The 16,135-nt window shown below is 59.9% G+C and carries 15 protein-coding genes; 5 read left to right on the forward strand and 10 right to left on the reverse strand.

The features are described 5' to 3' along the window. The first annotated feature begins 79 nt into the window (after positions 1-79). The 3 genes from ACZ9BC_RS18365 (at position 80) to ACZ9BC_RS18375 (ending at position 2,795) form a co-directional block, all read left to right on the forward strand. Entirely contained in the window at positions 80-853 is a 774-nt protein-coding gene (locus ACZ9BC_RS18365; RefSeq protein ID WP_476247180.1) for an IclR family transcriptional regulator, read from the forward strand. A gap of 205 nt (positions 854-1,058) precedes the next feature. After that, the gene (locus ACZ9BC_RS18370; protein WP_476247181.1) at positions 1,059-2,171 is read left to right on the forward strand and encodes an alcohol dehydrogenase catalytic domain-containing protein; all 1,113 of its coding nucleotides are present in this window, start codon (positions 1,059-1,061) and stop codon (positions 2,169-2,171) included. Positions 2,172-2,183: 12 nt separating this feature from the next. Next, on the forward strand, positions 2,184-2,795 hold the full coding sequence (locus tag ACZ9BC_RS18375) for a cysteine hydrolase family protein (RefSeq protein WP_476247182.1): 612 nt from the start codon (positions 2,184-2,186) through the stop codon (positions 2,793-2,795). Positions 2,796-3,007: 212 nt separating this feature from the next. Here ACZ9BC_RS18375 and ACZ9BC_RS18380 read toward each other — a convergent pair whose 3' ends face one another. Beyond that, entirely contained in the window at positions 3,008-3,904 is an 897-nt protein-coding gene (locus ACZ9BC_RS18380) for a PaaX family transcriptional regulator (RefSeq protein ID WP_476247183.1), read from the reverse strand. 153 nt (positions 3,905-4,057) lie between these two features. On the opposite strand from ACZ9BC_RS18380, the gene ACZ9BC_RS18385 reads away from it, so the two are divergent. Beyond that, positions 4,058-5,248: a cytochrome P450 gene (locus ACZ9BC_RS18385; protein ID WP_476247184.1), complete on the forward strand. Its 1,191-nt coding sequence runs from the start codon at positions 4,058-4,060 to the stop codon at positions 5,246-5,248. 182 nt (positions 5,249-5,430) lie between these two features. On the opposite strand, the gene ACZ9BC_RS18390 is transcribed toward ACZ9BC_RS18385, so the two are convergent. The 6 genes from ACZ9BC_RS18390 to ACZ9BC_RS18415 form a co-directional block, all read right to left on the reverse strand. After that, entirely contained in the window at positions 5,431-6,405 is a 975-nt protein-coding gene (locus ACZ9BC_RS18390) for a zinc-binding dehydrogenase (protein ID WP_476247185.1), read from the reverse strand. Positions 6,406-6,535: 130 nt separating this feature from the next. Next, positions 6,536-7,216 (reverse strand): GntR family transcriptional regulator, encoded by a 681-nt coding sequence (locus tag ACZ9BC_RS18395; RefSeq protein ID WP_476247186.1) that lies wholly within the window; start codon positions 7,214-7,216, stop codon positions 6,536-6,538. Between the two features lie 45 nt (positions 7,217-7,261). Next, positions 7,262-8,545: a CaiB/BaiF CoA transferase family protein gene (locus ACZ9BC_RS18400; RefSeq protein ID WP_476247187.1), complete on the reverse strand. Its 1,284-nt coding sequence runs from the start codon at positions 8,543-8,545 to the stop codon at positions 7,262-7,264. An 85-nt stretch (positions 8,546-8,630) separates the two neighbouring features. Beyond that, entirely contained in the window at positions 8,631-9,938 is a 1,308-nt protein-coding gene (locus ACZ9BC_RS18405; RefSeq protein ID WP_476247188.1) for a 2-hydroxyacyl-CoA dehydratase, read from the reverse strand. Then, positions 9,935-11,122 carry a 2-hydroxyacyl-CoA dehydratase subunit D gene (locus ACZ9BC_RS18410; protein ID WP_476247189.1) on the reverse strand — a complete coding sequence of 396 codons (1,188 nt, stop codon included), beginning with the start codon at positions 11,120-11,122 and terminating at the stop codon, positions 9,935-9,937. The genes ACZ9BC_RS18405 and ACZ9BC_RS18410 overlap by 4 nt, the downstream gene beginning before the upstream one ends. Positions 11,123-11,164: 42 nt before the next feature. Then, positions 11,165-12,292, reverse strand: a complete 1,128-nt coding sequence (locus ACZ9BC_RS18415) for a CapA family protein (RefSeq protein WP_476247190.1) — start codon at positions 12,290-12,292, stop codon at positions 11,165-11,167. 106 nt (positions 12,293-12,398) lie between these two features. Between ACZ9BC_RS18415 and ACZ9BC_RS18420 the strand changes: the two genes are divergently transcribed. Then, a complete protein-coding gene (locus tag ACZ9BC_RS18420) occupies positions 12,399-12,836 on the forward strand; it encodes a PaaI family thioesterase (RefSeq protein ID WP_476247191.1) in 438 nt (145 codons plus the stop codon). A gap of 14 nt (positions 12,837-12,850) precedes the next feature. Here the strand turns inward: ACZ9BC_RS18420 and ACZ9BC_RS18425 are convergent, their stop codons facing one another. The 3 genes from ACZ9BC_RS18425 to ACZ9BC_RS18435 all read right to left on the reverse strand — a co-directional run bounded on the left by ACZ9BC_RS18425 (position 12,851) and on the right by ACZ9BC_RS18435 (position 16,131). Next, a complete protein-coding gene (locus tag ACZ9BC_RS18425; protein WP_476247192.1) occupies positions 12,851-14,347 on the reverse strand; it encodes an MFS transporter in 1,497 nt (498 codons plus the stop codon). A 60-nt stretch (positions 14,348-14,407) separates the two neighbouring features. After that, positions 14,408-15,139, reverse strand: coding sequence for an amino acid ABC transporter ATP-binding protein (locus tag ACZ9BC_RS18430; protein ID WP_476247193.1), 732 nt, complete (start codon positions 15,137-15,139; stop codon positions 14,408-14,410). Between the two features lie 68 nt (positions 15,140-15,207). Further along, complete coding sequence (locus ACZ9BC_RS18435; protein ID WP_476247194.1) at positions 15,208-16,131, reverse strand: amino acid ABC transporter permease; 924 nt, start codon at positions 16,129-16,131, stop codon at positions 15,208-15,210. Between the last annotated feature and the right edge of the window lie 4 nt (positions 16,132-16,135).

Here is a 16,135-nt window from a genome sequence, read left to right on the forward strand (position 1 = left end):
GGCCATTTCCCTTGCAGCCACTGCGCAGGCTGACTGTAGAGACCTTGCTTGTGATGTCCGTTTCTTCCATACTGGAGCCATGCGTACCGCTGAATGGAACACTTCGTCATCTGTGCTAGAGCGTGCCGCCCAAGTTCTTGGTGCCTTTAGGAGCGAGGACCGCTCCCTGGGGGTTTCGGAAATAGCCCGTAGAACGGGGCTGGCGAAGTCCACCGTTGCCCGTCTGACATCCGAGCTTCTGCGACTGCAGTTTCTGGAGCGGCAGGGCTCCTCCTATCGACTCGGCATCACCTTGTTCGAATTGGGTCAGATGGTAGTGACACCCAAGGAGCTCCGCCGGCGCGCCATGGGGATTATGGTCGACCTGCGCAATGCGACGGGACAGACCGTTCATCTTGCCGTCCTGGACGGGACTGAGGTGGTTTACATAGAAATCCTGCGGGGAAGGGGGGCGCCCCCGTTGCCCTCCCGGGTCGGCGGCCGCATGCCCGCTCACGCGACGGCCGTCGGCAAAGCAATGCTTGCCTTTTCGCCCCCGGCTGTTTTGGACGAGATTCTTGCTACGGGTCTGCAAAAAGTCGCCCCGGGAACCATCACCGATGAAGAAGCGCTGCAGAAGGAACTCGTCGAAGTAGCAGCCATCGGGCTAGCCCACGAGAATAACGAATCAGCGCCTGGCAGCTCGTGCGTCGCCAGTCCTGTCCTGGACTCCGGCGGAGCGCTGGTCGCATCCCTTTCGGTATCCGGATTTGTAGGGCTTCTGGACGTCGACCGGGTTGGGCCTGCTGTCCGAACAGCAGCCTTGGCCCTTGGCCGCCAGCTTCCCCGCAACAGTGCGCTAACCGAAGACTGAAATCTGGAGATGGCAGCTCTCGATTTCTTGGGACTTCGGTAGCGATATTTGCATCGTTCCGAATAGGGCGACTTAGGCACAGAGAATATCTCCTGCAACGTACCGGTGATTGGAACGCCTGCTGGCGGCTTCTGATTCTTTCGCTCACTATGGGACGAGCGTCACACTGCCGTGACGATCAACTCTAGGAATGAAGAGAAGCACCATGACCACAATGCGAGCAGCACGGCTGCATCAGGTAGGCGGCAAGTTTGAAGTGGATGAAGTACCGATTCCGGTTCCAGATGACTACGACGTCATCATTAGGGTTGAGTCGGCGAATCTGGTTCAGAATCTGCGCAATGTCATCACTACCTACCCGTCTCTCAAATCGTTCCTTCCGTTGCCCGAGCTGCCCGCTATCTTCGGCATGGACACAGCAGGCACTATCAGCCAGGTCGGGGCACGCGTACGCAACCTGAAGGTGGGCGACCGTGTCTACCTCAACCCCGGCCGGCATTCGGTGGACTCGTGGGCCTCCCGTACAGGTGACCCCCTGAGCGACACCGCATACACTTTCCAGGGATATTTCGGCTTCGGCCCCGAGTCGAAGGAGATCCACAAGGATTACCCCCACGGCGGGATGTGCCAATACGTCAAAGGGCCAGCGTCGGGAATTATCCGGATACCGGACAACGTCCCGCTGGACCATGCGTCCCGCTTCGGATACCTGGGCACCGCATACTCGGGTTTGCGCAAGGGCGACGTCCGGGCCGGCACTAATCTCCTCATCCAAGGTGTTACCGGCACGCTCGGCCTAAGCGCTGTGCTGCTGGCCCTGGCGATGGGGGCGACGCAGATTTTCGGCGTCGCGCGCAACAGGGCCCTGCTCGAACGAATTCGCCAGATCGCTCCGGATCGCATCAAGGTGATGGCGTACGGCGACGGCGACGTGGGCGACTGGGTCCGGCAGAACACCGACGGACTGGGCGCAGACGTCTGCCTTGACGCCCTCGGCGACAAAGCTACGGCTGATGTGAGCATGGCGGGGATATGGGCACTGCGCCGGGGCGGCAGGATGGTGAGCATAGGAGCGATGCCGGAGGACCTGCCTATTCCGATGTACAGGCTGATGACGCTGCAGATCAGCCTGCTGACTTCGCTGTGGTTCAGCGTGGCCGAAGGAGAGGAAATGGCGCGGATGGCCGCCGCCGGAACCCTTGACCTCAGCCATTTCGAGGCCTGGCACTATAGCCTCGAGGAGGCCAACCAAGCCATCGACGCTGCCACCGATCGCGCCGGCGGCTTCACCTCCATCATCATCAAGCCGAACAACTAGGCAGGGAGTTTCATGGTCGCTATAAACCCTGCAACGACGGCCCTTTTGGTGGTCCACCTGCAACACGACATCGTGTCGCCAGGAACTGCCTTTGGGCAAATGTTCAACCCTGAAGTCCAGGCCCGTGACGTACTCACCCAATGCCGGAAGGCCATGCAATCTTTGCGTGATGCCGGCGGCCTGGTTGTGCCGCTTCGGATAGCCTTCACGGACAACTACTCGGACTTAAACCGCGCGCTTCCGCTTCTACAGATGGTCGCTAAGGCGGGTTGCCTCAAGGAGCGAAGCGAAGGCAGTACGCTCGTCCCTGAGGTGGACGTTCACGATGCCGATGAAGTGGTCACCCACCAATTGCCGGGTCCATTCAGCCGTTCAAGGCTGCAGGAAATCCTGTCGTCCCGAGGCATAGAGAATGTTGTCGTGTGTGGCGTGGCAACCAATGCATCGGTGGAAGCCGCTGTGCGCCAATCTGCGGACTTGGGATACAGCACCTACGTCCTCTCCGATGCCACCTCGGCCGCGGATAATGACTCCCATGAGGCGTCGCTCGCATCGATGGGATTGTTCTCCCAGGTCATAACCCTTGAAGAGTTCACTGCCGCTCTGCCCAGCCATGCGGCCTAAACAGCAGCGTCAAACGAGGATGTCGAAGTGATGGCGCGGGTCGTCCCGCTCGCCCTGCTGGGGGGCCCGCGCCACTAATTTCGACGACAATGTCGGCAGAGACTGGCGGCAGGGGGGAGGACGACGGCAGCTTGTTCCGACAACGGTCGATTGCGGTCCTCCACGAGTGCGTGTTGGAGTGGACGCCGCCGCCCCTTATGCGGGTCAACTCATCAGCTGGCGGGTTCCAGTTGCGCTACTTCGCTCGTACTCAGGGATCCGATAGCGGGAACCAGATCGGCCGTGCTCTGCATCATGTGATAGCGCATTCGGGCCTCCGCGGGTTCTGCAAGCCCGTCATACGTCCTTTCAAACAGGGCGCGCGCTTCCGGTAAGGGCCAGCCGGAAGGCAACAGCGCCAACGGGAGGTCCGGATGGGCTTCCCCAATCTCCCGCCAGTCCCGCAGAGTCTCTATCCGTAGTCTCAATGCCATGGTCGGCGAAACGGCATCGTCTTCAATGGCATCAACTATGTCAGCCGCACGCTTGATAAAGGATTCCAGGCGCGGCCTGAGTTCCTCCAGTCCGAAGGCGCCTGCAGGGTTGCCCTCCGGGCCGAAATCGACGTGAGGGGCGCCGCTGAAAACCGTCATACGGTTGATACCCGCGTTCATCAACGCCCGCCGGGACTCCTCGTCCAGCGCCCACGGCCGGACCCAGACCCCGTCGTAGAGCAAACCGAATCCGAACTGCCGAAGCAATTGCCTGACCTGGTGGCGAAGGTGACGCTGCTCCTCACTCACCGAAAATGTGATGACGGTCCAATGCCCGTCCCAGTCCCGGTACTCGCGGCCAAAATCTACGATCTGTTTAAGGCGGCGTTGCTGACGGCGGCGGGCTGGCTCAGTCAACGTGTAGTACGTGGCCCGGCCTCGCCGGGAAGGTTCGAGAAAGCCCTGACGCGCTACGCGGCTCAGGGCGTTCCGGGCCGCCGTTTCGCTGAGGCCAAAGTCGCCCAGCACATCAACGAAGAACGTCGACGGGATATCGTCCTCAACTCCAAGGAAATAGGTACCAAGGAGCGTCAGCAGGAACTGCTGGGAGCCGTGGACGGGTTTGAGATTGCTCATAGCTAAGTCTTTCGCATAGACGGGACCATTGCCCACCCAATTACTCGTCAATTTTCTTGACGACGGTTACGCATCGTGCGAAGCTTAGTTGTGCGGAAAGCGGAGAAGCTCCGCTGAAGGGGCCTAGAAGGGCCCGGCAACTAGGAGGCATCGGTGGCTCAACAGGAAGCCGTGAACGAGTTCAACCCTCATTACGAGGAGACATTCGACAATTCGCACGTGTACTACGAGGAGATGCGCGCCAAGTGCCCCGTGGCACACAGCGAGTCGTTCGGCGGCTTTTGGGCGCTCTTCAAATACGAAGACATCATCCGCGTTCAAACGGAGCATGAAAGCTTCAGCACCGCCGAAAAAAATGTCGTCCCGCCGGCCACCCGAAACCAGGGCAAACGACCCCCGCTTCACTTTGATCCGCCGGAACATGAGACCTACCGCCGGCCCGTCACTCCAGTTTTCGCCAAGAGCCGCATGGCCGTTCTTGAGCCCGAGCTTCGTCGCTTTGCCGACGAGCTGATCGATCCCCTGATTGCCGCCGGCTACTTCGATTACACACTCGACTTCGCCGAATACTTTGCTGCTCGGGCTTTTGGGTTGATCCTGAAGTTGCCTCTGGACATGATGCTGCGGTCACGTGAGGTCCAAGTGCAGTACTACCGGGCCCAAATGGCAATGGATAAACCAAAGGTCGTCGAATGGAGCGACCGACTCTATGAAGTGGCCAAAGAGATCGTCTTTGCTCGCAAGCAGAACCTGCTCAATCCGGATAAGGATCTGATTTCCGCGCTCCTCCTCGCCGGTGAAAGAGGCGAGGCAATCCCTGATGACATGGTTGTCGCCAGCATCCGCCAGTTCCTCTCAGCGTCTCAGGCCGCCCCGGGCGCAGTTCTGGGAAGTATCGCAACCCATCTGGCACGTGATCCTGAGCTTCAGCAGCGCCTCCGTGAAAACCCGGATCGGATTCCCGACGCTGTGGAGGAGTTTCTGCGCCTCTACTCGCCTTACCGGGTCTTTGCCCGCACAGCCACACACGATGTAAGAATCCGGGACCGTAAGATCCCAGCCGGGGAGCCGATCGCGATGATTTTCCCCTCCGCGAACCGGGACGAGGACGTCTTTGAGGACCCGCACGAGTTCAACATGGACCGTAAGCCCAATAAGCACATCGCATTCGGCAGGGGTCCGCACCGTTGCCCGGCGGCCTCCCTTGCGAGACTGGAGCTGTGTATCGGCGTGGAGGCGCTGCTGCGTAAGACGAAATCATTTGAGTTGGCTGGGGACGTCAAAATGACCGACTGGCTCGAGTTCGGCCCGTCCTCAACGCCACTGAGAGCCGTACAGGCATAATCACGTTTCACAAAGCCGGCTGGGCAGCACGGGGAAGGTGCCGCCCAGTTCACGGCGGTCTTGGACGAATAAAGTGCGGCCGTAGATTGAAGGCCTTGTTGTACGAAGTCCGGGCCCTCCAGCGCCCGGCGTACTTAGCGGCTTTGACTCAAGGTAGGGTGGCAGCCGGAGTCCAGAGGGGTTCACCCTGGAACTGCAACGACAATCTTCCCGGTAGTTTCACCATTGATCATTGCCCGGAACCCCTCGTGGATGCGGGAGAGCGGGAGCACCCGGTCAATACGGGGCCGGGTCCCGGATGTCTCCAGTAGTCCCAGCATGGCCTCGGTCTCCTGCTTTGTTGCACCAGTGGAACCGAGGATCCTTAGCTGCTGGTAGAAAATCCGGCCAAGCTCGGCCTCAGGATTCACTCCACTGGTCGCTCCTGCGACGACAACCGCGCCGCCAGGACGCAGGCACCGCAGCGAATGCGCCCAAGTCGCCTCACCGACAGTCTCGATTACGGCATCCACGCGTTCAGGCAGGCGGGCACCTGGTTCAAAAACCTCATGGGCGCCTAGCTCCAACGCGAACCGGCGCTTGGACTCGGTTCGGCTGGTTGCGTAAACAATCGCCCCCGCAGCGGCTGCGAGTCCAATGGCCGCGGAGGCCACGCCGCCGCCCGCTCCTTGTACAAGCACACGGTCGCCGGCTGAAATACGTGCTTGGGTAAACAGCATGCGGTATGCCGTGGACCAGGCGACCGGGAGGCAAGCTGCCTCTTCGAAGCTCAAAGAGGACGGCTTGTCGATGAGGCAACGGTCGGGGACTAACAGATATTCTGCGAATGCTCCGTCAATCGTTTCCGAGAGCAGAGCCCGGTTCGGATCGAGCGTTTCGTCCCCGCCTCCGGCTACGGCGTCGCCAATGATTGGATAAACCAATACTTCGCGTCCGTCATCAGTGACCCCTGCGGCGTCTCCGCCCAGAATGATTGGCAGGTTATCCGGGTTGTGTCCTACGCCCCGGAGTGTCCAGATGTCGTGCATGTTCAGGGACGAAGCCCTGACCCGGATTCGGGTCCAGCCGGGGCCGGCGGAGGGGATCGGAACTTCCATCAACTTCAGGCAGGAGAGCGGATCGGCCGCGTTCTGGGCAGTTGCTACGGCAGCTAACATTGCGGTCCTTCGATGGGGCGCTGTGGTTCCTTGTTTTGGACGTCCTTGAAGAGGTCTCGTTCTTTCAGGGCCAACCAGGCTCCTCACCGCTCGTTGGCCGGGTTTTGGATCAATGGCTGTCGGCTCCGGCTTACACCCGGTGAGCGGTCATTTCGGCGATTCTGTTTACGTGGTCCAGCATTATGAGACCGGCCCGTTCAGAATCTCGGCTCTCGAATGCGTCAACTATGTCCCAGTGTTCAGTATGTTGCTTCGGTGCCAGTGCACGAACCCCGTCCTGACCCTGCAGGGAACTCAGCAGAAAATCGCTCAGGTCCCACAACCGCTGCCCTTGGATCGTCAGAAGTCTGGAGTTGGCCATGGCGTGTACCATGGCGTGAAACTCCCGGTTGCTGCGCCGGAACTCGGGGAGCTGATCGGTTGGATTAGCGTGAAGTTGACGGCTTTCTGAGGCGTGCAAAAAGGCCCGGAGCTGGCTGATTTGTTCATCAGTTGCGTTCACGGCCGCCGCTTCGGCAGCGGCGCGTTCATAGCCGGCCAGGACCCGGTAGAACAGCGCAAACTCCTTGGGGGAGTAGGCGGCCACAATGGAACCGATTTGGGGTTTGATATCCAGCAGCCCATCCGCTGACAACGCCCTGAACGCCTCCCGGACGGGTTGCTTGCTGACACCAAATTCCTGGGCCAAAGTCTCGATCGGTAGCCGTTGTCCCGGTTGATAGACGCCGTGAAGCAGCCTGTCCTTAATGACGGCGTAGATCCTGCCGGACAAGGTGCCTGCGGTCGAGGCGAACTCGCTTGCGTCTGTCATCTTGTTACCGCCGCTGGTTTCTCGTTGAAATGAACGACCGTCAGTCTATATGGCACCTCGGCCCCGCAACGTACTGATTTCCTCCGCGCTAAATCCCAGCAGCTCAGTAAGAACGACATCGGTGTGGGCGCCAAGTTTGGGCGGTGCCTGGTCAAAGCCTACGGTGGCTCCCGAGAACACGATTGGCACGCCGGGGCCGTAGACCGGATCCGCGTTCGGGTAGAGGGGATGCGTTAGTGGCGCAGTTTCGCCGCGCCGCACCGTTACGGGGTCTGATACTGCGGTCTTTGGCGTCCGTACCTCACCCGCCGGGACGCCTGCTGCCTGAAGCGCAGCGATGGCATCGGCAGTGGACATGGATGAGGTCCACTCTTCGATCAAAGCGTCAAGTTCGCGGGAGTTCCGGACCCGGTCGTCGCGGCTGGCGAAGCGGGGATCATTGATGAGCTCGATTTGTCCCATTGCGGAGAAAAGGCCACGGGAGAAAGCATCAAGGGGAGCGCAGATGACCACAAAGCCGTCCATGGTCCGGTAGTTCCCGAAGGGTGCCAACCGGGGCATGCTGCTGCCTGTGCGGGTCGGGATGTTCAGCGCCTCCATGGTCGCCCAAGGTTCCACGGCAACCAGGGAGGTGAGGGCTCCGAGCATTGACACATCAACATGCTGACCGATGCCCGTGCGCTTGGCCTGGTGCAGGGCCGACAGTATGCCGATAACTCCGAACAGTGGTGCTGCGAGATCCGCGATCGGGAATCCGATTCGAACGGGCGGATCGTCCGGTTCTCCGGTTGAGAGCATGGCTCCGCTCAGGCCCTGGATGATGGAGTCCATTGCTTTGCCGCCACCGGGGGTGGTTTCCGAGCCAAAGCCGCTGATCGAGCAATAGACGATTCGGGGATTGATCTTCCGGATGACGTCGTAGCCAAGCCCCAGTTTTTCCATGGTTCCGAAACTGAAGTTTTGCACCAGAACGTCTGCTTTAGCGGCCAGCTGCCGGAAAATGGCCTGCCCTTCCGGGGATTTGAGGTTGAGCGTGACGGCTTCCTTGTTGCGGAGCCGACTCAGCGCGGCCAGGGACACGTCATCTGGGTGCTGTCGTCCCAAGTTCACCCCATCGCGTCCGTAGTAGGGGGAATTCTCGCGCGCCGCGTCACCACCCTGGGGATTTTCCACCTTGATCACGCGGGCGCCGAGGCCTGCGAGAAGCAGGGTCGCGTACGGACCGGACAAGGCGAGGGTTACATCGAGTACTACGACGTCCTCCAGGGGCTTGGGCGGTGCGCTGGACTTGGGGGTCTCGGGGGCCGGAGCGACCTTCGTTTGTTCCATGTTGTTCCTCTTAGATCATGAGCGGTCCGGGGTATGCTCCCAGCCGGATAAGTAGGGCGGGCGGGCCCGGGGTCGGGACGGTCAGTTACTTCCGGGGCAGGATCCGCTGTTCAATGAATTCGCCCATTGCTGCGTTTTGTCCTTCGGCGTCCCATAGCCGCTCATCGACTGTGTTGGCGTGGAGAACATGGACGGGGATACCTGCTGCTTCGAGCGCCAGGCGGGAGAAATTGGCCGCTGTCGCCTGTGCGCGGTCGCCGTCCGAAATAAGGAGTACTGCCCCGTCAATCCTGAAATCCTTGGCCTTTTTGACGACGTAGTCATTCATCCAGCCGGGAAGATGGAGCTGTTCGTTCACCGTGAGGTGCCGGGCAGCCAAAGCCCTCAGCGGATCGTCTTTGAAGTATCGGCGGTATCCGTCGGCGACGAAGTCGGTGTACATAGACCATACGAAGACTGCGCCGTACTTCTCCTCGAAGGCACGGTAGAAGTCCGTGTCGAACCACAGGCCATTGTTCAGCCACATAAGTCGGACGTTTTCGTCTGGGCAGATGGCGACACCTTCCTCGATCCGCTTCTTCACCTCGTCGCGGTAGGTGCGCAGGTGGTCCACGGACCACTGTGACCCGCGGTGCCATGTGGGTGTCATGACGTTGGGGAGTTGGTCCTTGAGCGAAACGGGAAGCTTATCTGCGCCGGCAATCAGATCTGCGGTTTCCCGGATCACCTCACCAAGCTCGTTCGACAGGTGCATCTGCCGGGTGAGCTCGTCGTAGTCAAAGACTTTGCCGGTAAGGGTTTCCAGGACCCGGATCAGTCCTTCGAGCTGCTCAACCTGGTGGTCCAGCCGTTCAGTGCCGAAGAATTCTTCCCAGTTGTATTGGTTCTCATCCCACCAGTTGTCTCCGAGTTTCACCACTGAGCTGCAGTCGATGGGGTAGTGGGGCACGTCGTATGCCTGCGCCCACTGCTCGAAGATTCTCTGGCTGAAGTCGCCCCGGAAGCGGCTCAGTAGAAGCAGGGGCTTGGGAAGTCCCCCGTAGGGCGCGACGTCCGCGTCATTGTCCAGGGTGCTGAAGAGAGGCAGGCTTACGTAGCGTGCCAATCGTTCGTGGTAGCCCAGGCGGTCTGCAAGCCCGAAGTAGCGGGGTGAGAGTTTTTTGGCGGCGATAATTGCGGAGTACCAGACAGTCGAGACGACCGGGATGTCCATGACGTGCGCGATTTCGTGGGGAGCTGCGCCGTCGGCGATGATGTATGGCTCGCCGTTCTGCATCGCACGGGTGCGGAAGTCACCGAACCATGCTTTCTGCTTGTCTGCTGCCAGCTTGCTGGATTGGAGGCGCTGTGTGGCTGGGGCCTGCAGGGCCTTGGTGGTTGAAGGGTTGTTCACTGCATCTCCTGGGTGAAGGCCGGCGCGGTTCCAGATTCGATCTGCCGCAGGAATTTGGTGACTTCGTTGCGCTGTGCCTGATGATCGGGTGAGAAGTACGGCTGGTATTTCAGGTAGAGGGAAGGTATTCCAGCCTCGTCGAGCAGCCGCTTTTGGCCGGGGTAATCCCATCCGAAGGTGTCGTCGTTCTCCTCGAGGTAGAAGATCACTGCATCCACCGCGGCTTCTTTGGCGATTTGTATGAACCTGGCATCCTGGTCTGATTGCGGATAGGAGCGTGGGCTGGCGCTGAACTGCTGGTACTTTCGGGTGAGTGCTTCCAGGTCGCTGTCCTGGTGCGTTTCGACGGAATACTCAAATGATCTTTCACCTGAGAAGTGGTCATCGGCCACGACGACGGCTCCGAGGCCCTCAAGGAGTTCGTAGAATTCGGTGGAGTCGTGCTGGGTTCCCTTGACCATTAGTCGTGGCCCCGGGATGCCGGGCGCTGCCTGCGAATTTTCAAGGACTGTGTCCAGCAGGGCGTTGTACTTGAACCGGTCAAGGAAGCCTGATGTCCGGATGAGACGAAGCATGTCGGTTCCGGAAATTCTGGGGGGGAACTCGCGGCGTAGGGAGTTGATCCGCTCAAGACGTACCCTTGAGGCGTTGACTGCTTCTATCCCGCGTCGTACGTCGTCTGGCCCGAGGGGAGCAGCAGCGATTTCGGTCAGCTTGTTCTTGAGGGAGTCGATTTGCTTGCGGTCGTATCGTCCGGAGATCCAGAACGGCGTTTGCAGCAGATCGAAGAGATGGATTTCCGGAAGGCGGAGTTCCGGCTGCCATTTTTTTGCTTCCAGAAGATAGTAGTAGAGCTGCAGGTAGCCCTCGGAGCTTCTGGGGATGACGAGCAGGTCAAGGAAGTCAAAGTCTCCAGCAAGGGCGCGGGAGAATATTGATCGTATGTGTCCGTCGTGGAACGGCTCCATGTAGATGTCCCCGGCCTCGGTGCCCTTGTTTGGGTCGCCTTTGATTTCGACGGGGAAGAGACCGGCCGCGACGATGAGTTCGACGGGGACGTTGTTGGATAGGTAGCCGACAACTTTTCCGTTGTTGGATTTGTGTTCCCGGGCAGCGCGCTCCGGGTTTTCATAGTGATCGGCAACGTCTTCAAGTGCCCGCGACGTGGTGTCGGTATGCGACATGGTGCTCCTTTGAGTAAAATCTGTGATTTCTGCTGCGGCCTCTCAGGCCACCAGGACCCGGTCCCCGTCCCAGGTGAAGGTAGTGGGGAAGCCCGACTCGCGGGTGATGGTCTTGACGTACTCGGCGACCGCTTGCCCCTCAGGGGTGCGGCCAACCAGACGCGGGCTGGCGTCCGGTCCGATGACGCAGGGGAGAAACCCGGGTGTGATATCGCCGTTGTTTCCTATGGTTACTGCGGCGATAAAGGCATGTTTCGCTTCCGGGTGGAAGGGGTATTTTTCGTAGCCCGGACTTGGTTCGAAGTTGAATAGTTTTCTGCGGCGTTTGGCCCAGGCGAGTGCGTCGGGGTCGTTGTTGTTGGAGACGTTCAGGGCCGGCGTTGTAGTCACGAAGTTCCCCAGGCCGTGAAATATCGGTTTCCCTTTGTATAACTCGATGCCTTGAAGGACGTGGGCGTGGTGTCCGATAACGATGTCCGCCCCGGCGTCGACGGCGGCGTGTGCAACTTGCTTTTCGTAGTCAGCGATTGTTGCAGGTGTGTGGACAAGACCCTTGTGGAGCGCGACTACGACAACGTCAACCAGCTCACGGAGCTGGCGGATATCCTGCTCCATGGCTTCCAGGGAGGCAGGTTCTGCAAACGTAAAAGCCTCCGGAGGGCTTCCGGGACTGGCGTAGTCCAGCTCGTAATGCGACAGGATGCGGACGAACGCGCACCCTGCCTTACCTGCCGAAGCCCAGGTTTCCCTGGTCCCCACGCAGTTGTAGCTCAGCACTCCGACCTTCCGTCCCCCCCTCGCAATGATGGCCGGACGGCGGGCGTGGTCGATGTTGAGCCCGGCGCCGGTCGTCAGAATTCCCTGAGATTCCAGCGCCTCCACGGTGTCTTCAATTCCCGTTTGCCCGCGGTCATAAATATGATTTCCCGCCAGCGTGCAGATATCGAAACCAGCTGCTCCTACGGCATCAAGATTTGCAGGGTCGATGAGGGGCGCAGGTGAGGCGAAGACGGCCTGCGCCCCGGTCAGGGTATGCGGGACTTCCACATGCCCCACGGCCACATCGGCCATGGAAAGGGTCTCGCGGGTGTTGTCGAAATGCCGCTGGATGTCGGGCCCGTCAAGGACGAGGTCCCCGACAAGCATTACGTCGATGGATGTTCTGGTCATTGCGTCTCTCCGTCGAGCCGAACCTGTTTCTCAAAAGCTGCTGTAATGCTAACATTACAGTGTGATGTGAGCAACACATTTCCAGCGAACGATAAGGACTTCAAAGATGAACATGTCCGCTAGCGCCCGAGCTGATCAGAGCTTTGTACGCAAATGGGAACGTTTCTGTCTCGGCAGGGAGGACATCGCCGTCACCCTAGGTATTACGCCCGTTTCAGGTGACAGCGAATCTGTTGTCCTCCGCCTGGCCCTGCGGCCGGCCATTTCCCAGCCTGCCGGCATGTTCTCCGCCGCTTCCTTGTTCGGTCTTGCCGACATCGCAGGGACCTTCCTGGCCATGGAGCAGATGCTGCCGGAACAATTTCCTCTTGCCGTCCAGTCCAACGTTCATCTGCTGGGTAACGTCCGGAGCGGCACCGCGGAAGCCAAAGCGCGGCTGATCAAGGCGGGGAAGACCCTTATTCTGACTGATACGACGGTGACGTCCTTGGATGATGGCCGGCTTCTGGCTTCCGTGCAGACGACGTACCTCAACCCGTCCTGATGGAGTCCGTGACCTTACTGACGTTGGTGTCGCTCCTGGACAATTTCGGAACGCATTCTGCCTCCGACTCTCTGTCCCGCTGGGGACAGGAGTCCGACCCAGGCGATGAGCAGGCTCAGGAGAAGAATTGCGACCAAGACAATGAAGGTACCTGAGATTGCCAGCCGGTGAGTGTCAAGGACGGGAGTGCCCGGTTCACTGAGTTGGAGTAGGAAAAAATAGGCGGCAATACCCAGACTGGCACCCACCGCCGTGCCCAGTCGTTGTCCGGTCTGGACAACAGATCCAGCCACACCAGCGAAGGCGGCGTCGGTGTCACGCATGGCGACGGCCAGGCTCGGGGCAGCGACTGCACCTCCTCCTGTTCCTGCCAGCGCAAGCGATCCGGTGATGAAGATCCAGCGAAGATCATGAGGCGCCAACACTGCCGATATTGCCACCAGCGCGTATCCGAGCATCATGACGGAGACGCCGGCGACGATGAGCGCTGGTCCGAATTTATCGATGCGCCGGCCGATGGCGGCGGATGTCACAGCCGACGTGAGAGCGAAGGGAACTGTGGCAATACCGGCGGACACGGGATCGACCCCGGTCTCCTGCAGGAACATCATGACAACGATAAATCCTGCCGCCATGGCCACATTGAATAGCGATGCGACGAGAATTCCGCGGCGGAAAGTGGGCAGTTGAAGCATCTTCATGGGCACCAGGGGCTGCCTACCGGATGCCGAGTACGACTTTTCCCATCTGATGAAGCTGTATGCGGCGAGGAAGCCGACTGCCACGCAGATCCATCGCAAGGGGCTATCCTCTGGGGCTCCGGTCGTCAGTATGACGGGCAACATGAAAGCGACGATGGTGGCCCCGAGTAAGAAAAGACCCAGCGGGTCCATTGTCGCTTTCCTGGGCCTCGGTGTACCCCTGGGGACGAGCAGCAGTGTGACTATCAGGCCAAGCGCTCCGATCGGAACATTGGCCCAGAACAACAGGCGCCAGTTGTCGGCGTTTCCGCCTCCGAGAGCGAGAATTGCCCCGCCCAGGGCCGGGCCAACACCTGTGGCCACGCCCACCAGGGCCCCGAACGCACCGTAGGCGCGGCCACGTTCAGGGCCCGTGAAGTGGTCCTGGATCAGTCCTATGATCTGGGGTGACTGGAGTCCCGCTCCCACCCCTTGGGCGAGCCGGGACAGGACCAGAACTTCAAGCGTGGGTGACACGGCGCATGCCAGACTCGACAGCGTGTAGAGCGCCATTCCGAAAAGGAGCAGGCCGCGGCGTGAGCGGACATCGCCCAGTCGTCCTGCCGGAATGAGCGTCAATCCGAATGCGAGGATGTAGCCGGACACGATCAGCTGCAGTTGTGTTGGGGTGGCTCCTGTTGATTCTCTGACGTCGGGAATCGCTACGTTGAACTTGCTCATGTCGGCGAGGGACAACACGGTAAACGCGACTGCGACTACAAAGCCTGCGAGGCTTAGCCGTTGCTTTTTGCTTGTATCTGGTGTTGTCATGGCTGCCCCCGCGCTTCGGCGCCACGCCCGCTCGGCTCGCGCTCTGACGAATCGTGTTCTCTATGTCGGCTGATTGCTGCTGGCTGTGCCAATGTGACGGGCCAGGAAGGCCTTGAGCCGGTCGGACTGGGGGTTTTGGAAGAAGGCATCGGGCTTTCCTTCTTCAACTATCTTGCCGCCGGCCATGAAGATGCAGCGGTCAGCGACATCGCGGGCAAAGTCCATTTCATGGGTCACAACGATCATTGTCGTTCCCCTCTCAGCCAGCCTGCGCATGACGCCAAGGACGTCGCCGACCAGTTCAGGGTCCAGGGAACTGGTCGGCTCGTCGAAGAGGAGGACGCGGGGACGCGTTGCAATCGCTCGCGCGATGGCTACTCGTTGCTGCTGGCCGCCCGAGAGCTGCTTGGGATAGGAGTTGGCCTTGTCGCCCAGCCCCATCTCGTGCAGCAGGTAAAGAGCACGTTCCCTTGCTGCATCCTTTGGCTGGTGGTGAACGGTGACGGCGGCTTCGGTGATGTTCCGCAGTACTGTCCAGTGCGGAAACAGGTTGAACTGCTGGAAGACCATTCCGAGCTTTGCCCGCTGGGCGGAGATGTTCCGCTCAGAACGCTCTCGCAGTTGGCCGTGGTGTTCTTCGTAGCCGAGCATCTCGTCGTCGAGGTAAACTGCTCCGCCGTCGATGGTTTCAAGCATGTGGATGCATCGAGCGAGCGTCGATTTTCCCGATCCCGACGGGCCGAGGATCGCCAGTACTTCTCCTTCGTGCAGGTCCAGGTTTACGCCTTCCAAGACTGGAGTACCACCGAATGACTTCTTGAGGTTCCGTACCTGCAACACGGTTTTGCCTGTCGATGTGGTCACTGTTCAAGGGCTTTCGCTAGTTGGAGCTTCTGGGCGGTGCGGGTGGGGGAGGTCTGGGCGTGGCCTTGACCGAATTTCTCCTCGACCCTTCTTTGAACCACAGTCAGGATCGAGACCACGGCCAAGTACCAGACGACGGAAACAATAATCAGCGGAACTATTTTGTAGTTCAGGTTGTAGATCAGTTGGGTGGAAAGGAGCAGGTCGGTCATTCCAATGACGCTTACAAGGGAGGTTCCCTTCAGGAGCCCGATAACCTGGCTCCCGGTGGGAGGAATGATGACACGCATGGCCTGCGGAAGGGTGACCTTGCGGAACGCCTGCGCGGACGTGAAGCCCATGGCCTTCGCGGCGTCGAGTTGACCGCGGTCAACGGAAATGATTCCGGCCCGGATAATTTCGGACATGTATGCCGCCTCATGCAGGGTCAGCCCGATCACAGCGGCCATCAAGGGCGTCATGACGGTGTTCGTGGGAAGCGAAAAGATCGGCGCGGCGAAAGGCACGCCAAGCTCGATTCGGGGGACGAGGTAAGCCAGGTTGAACCAGAATATGAGCTGCACCAGCGGTGGCACGCCGCGGAATACGCCGACAAAGACTTTGCAGAACCAACGGGCGGTCCGGGACCCGCTCAGCTGGCCTGCCGCTATGAACGTTCCCAACACAGAGCCCAGGACCATCCCCACGAACGTGAGCAGGAGCGTGACGCCTACACCCATCAGAACGGTCGGGTAGAACAGGTACTCGGCTACCACGTTCCACTCGAATTTTTCGTTCGTCACCATAAAAACGAGTAACTGCACTGCGATCAGCAGCACGATGACAGTGGTTGCGAGCCGGGCTGGGCGGAAACGCTTTTTTGCAGCGGCCACATCATCCAGGGAGGACGGTGGCGGGACGTGTTCGGTTTTAGTAGTCATCACC

The sequence above is a fragment of the Pseudarthrobacter sp. TE3704 genome (assembly GCF_056279405.1).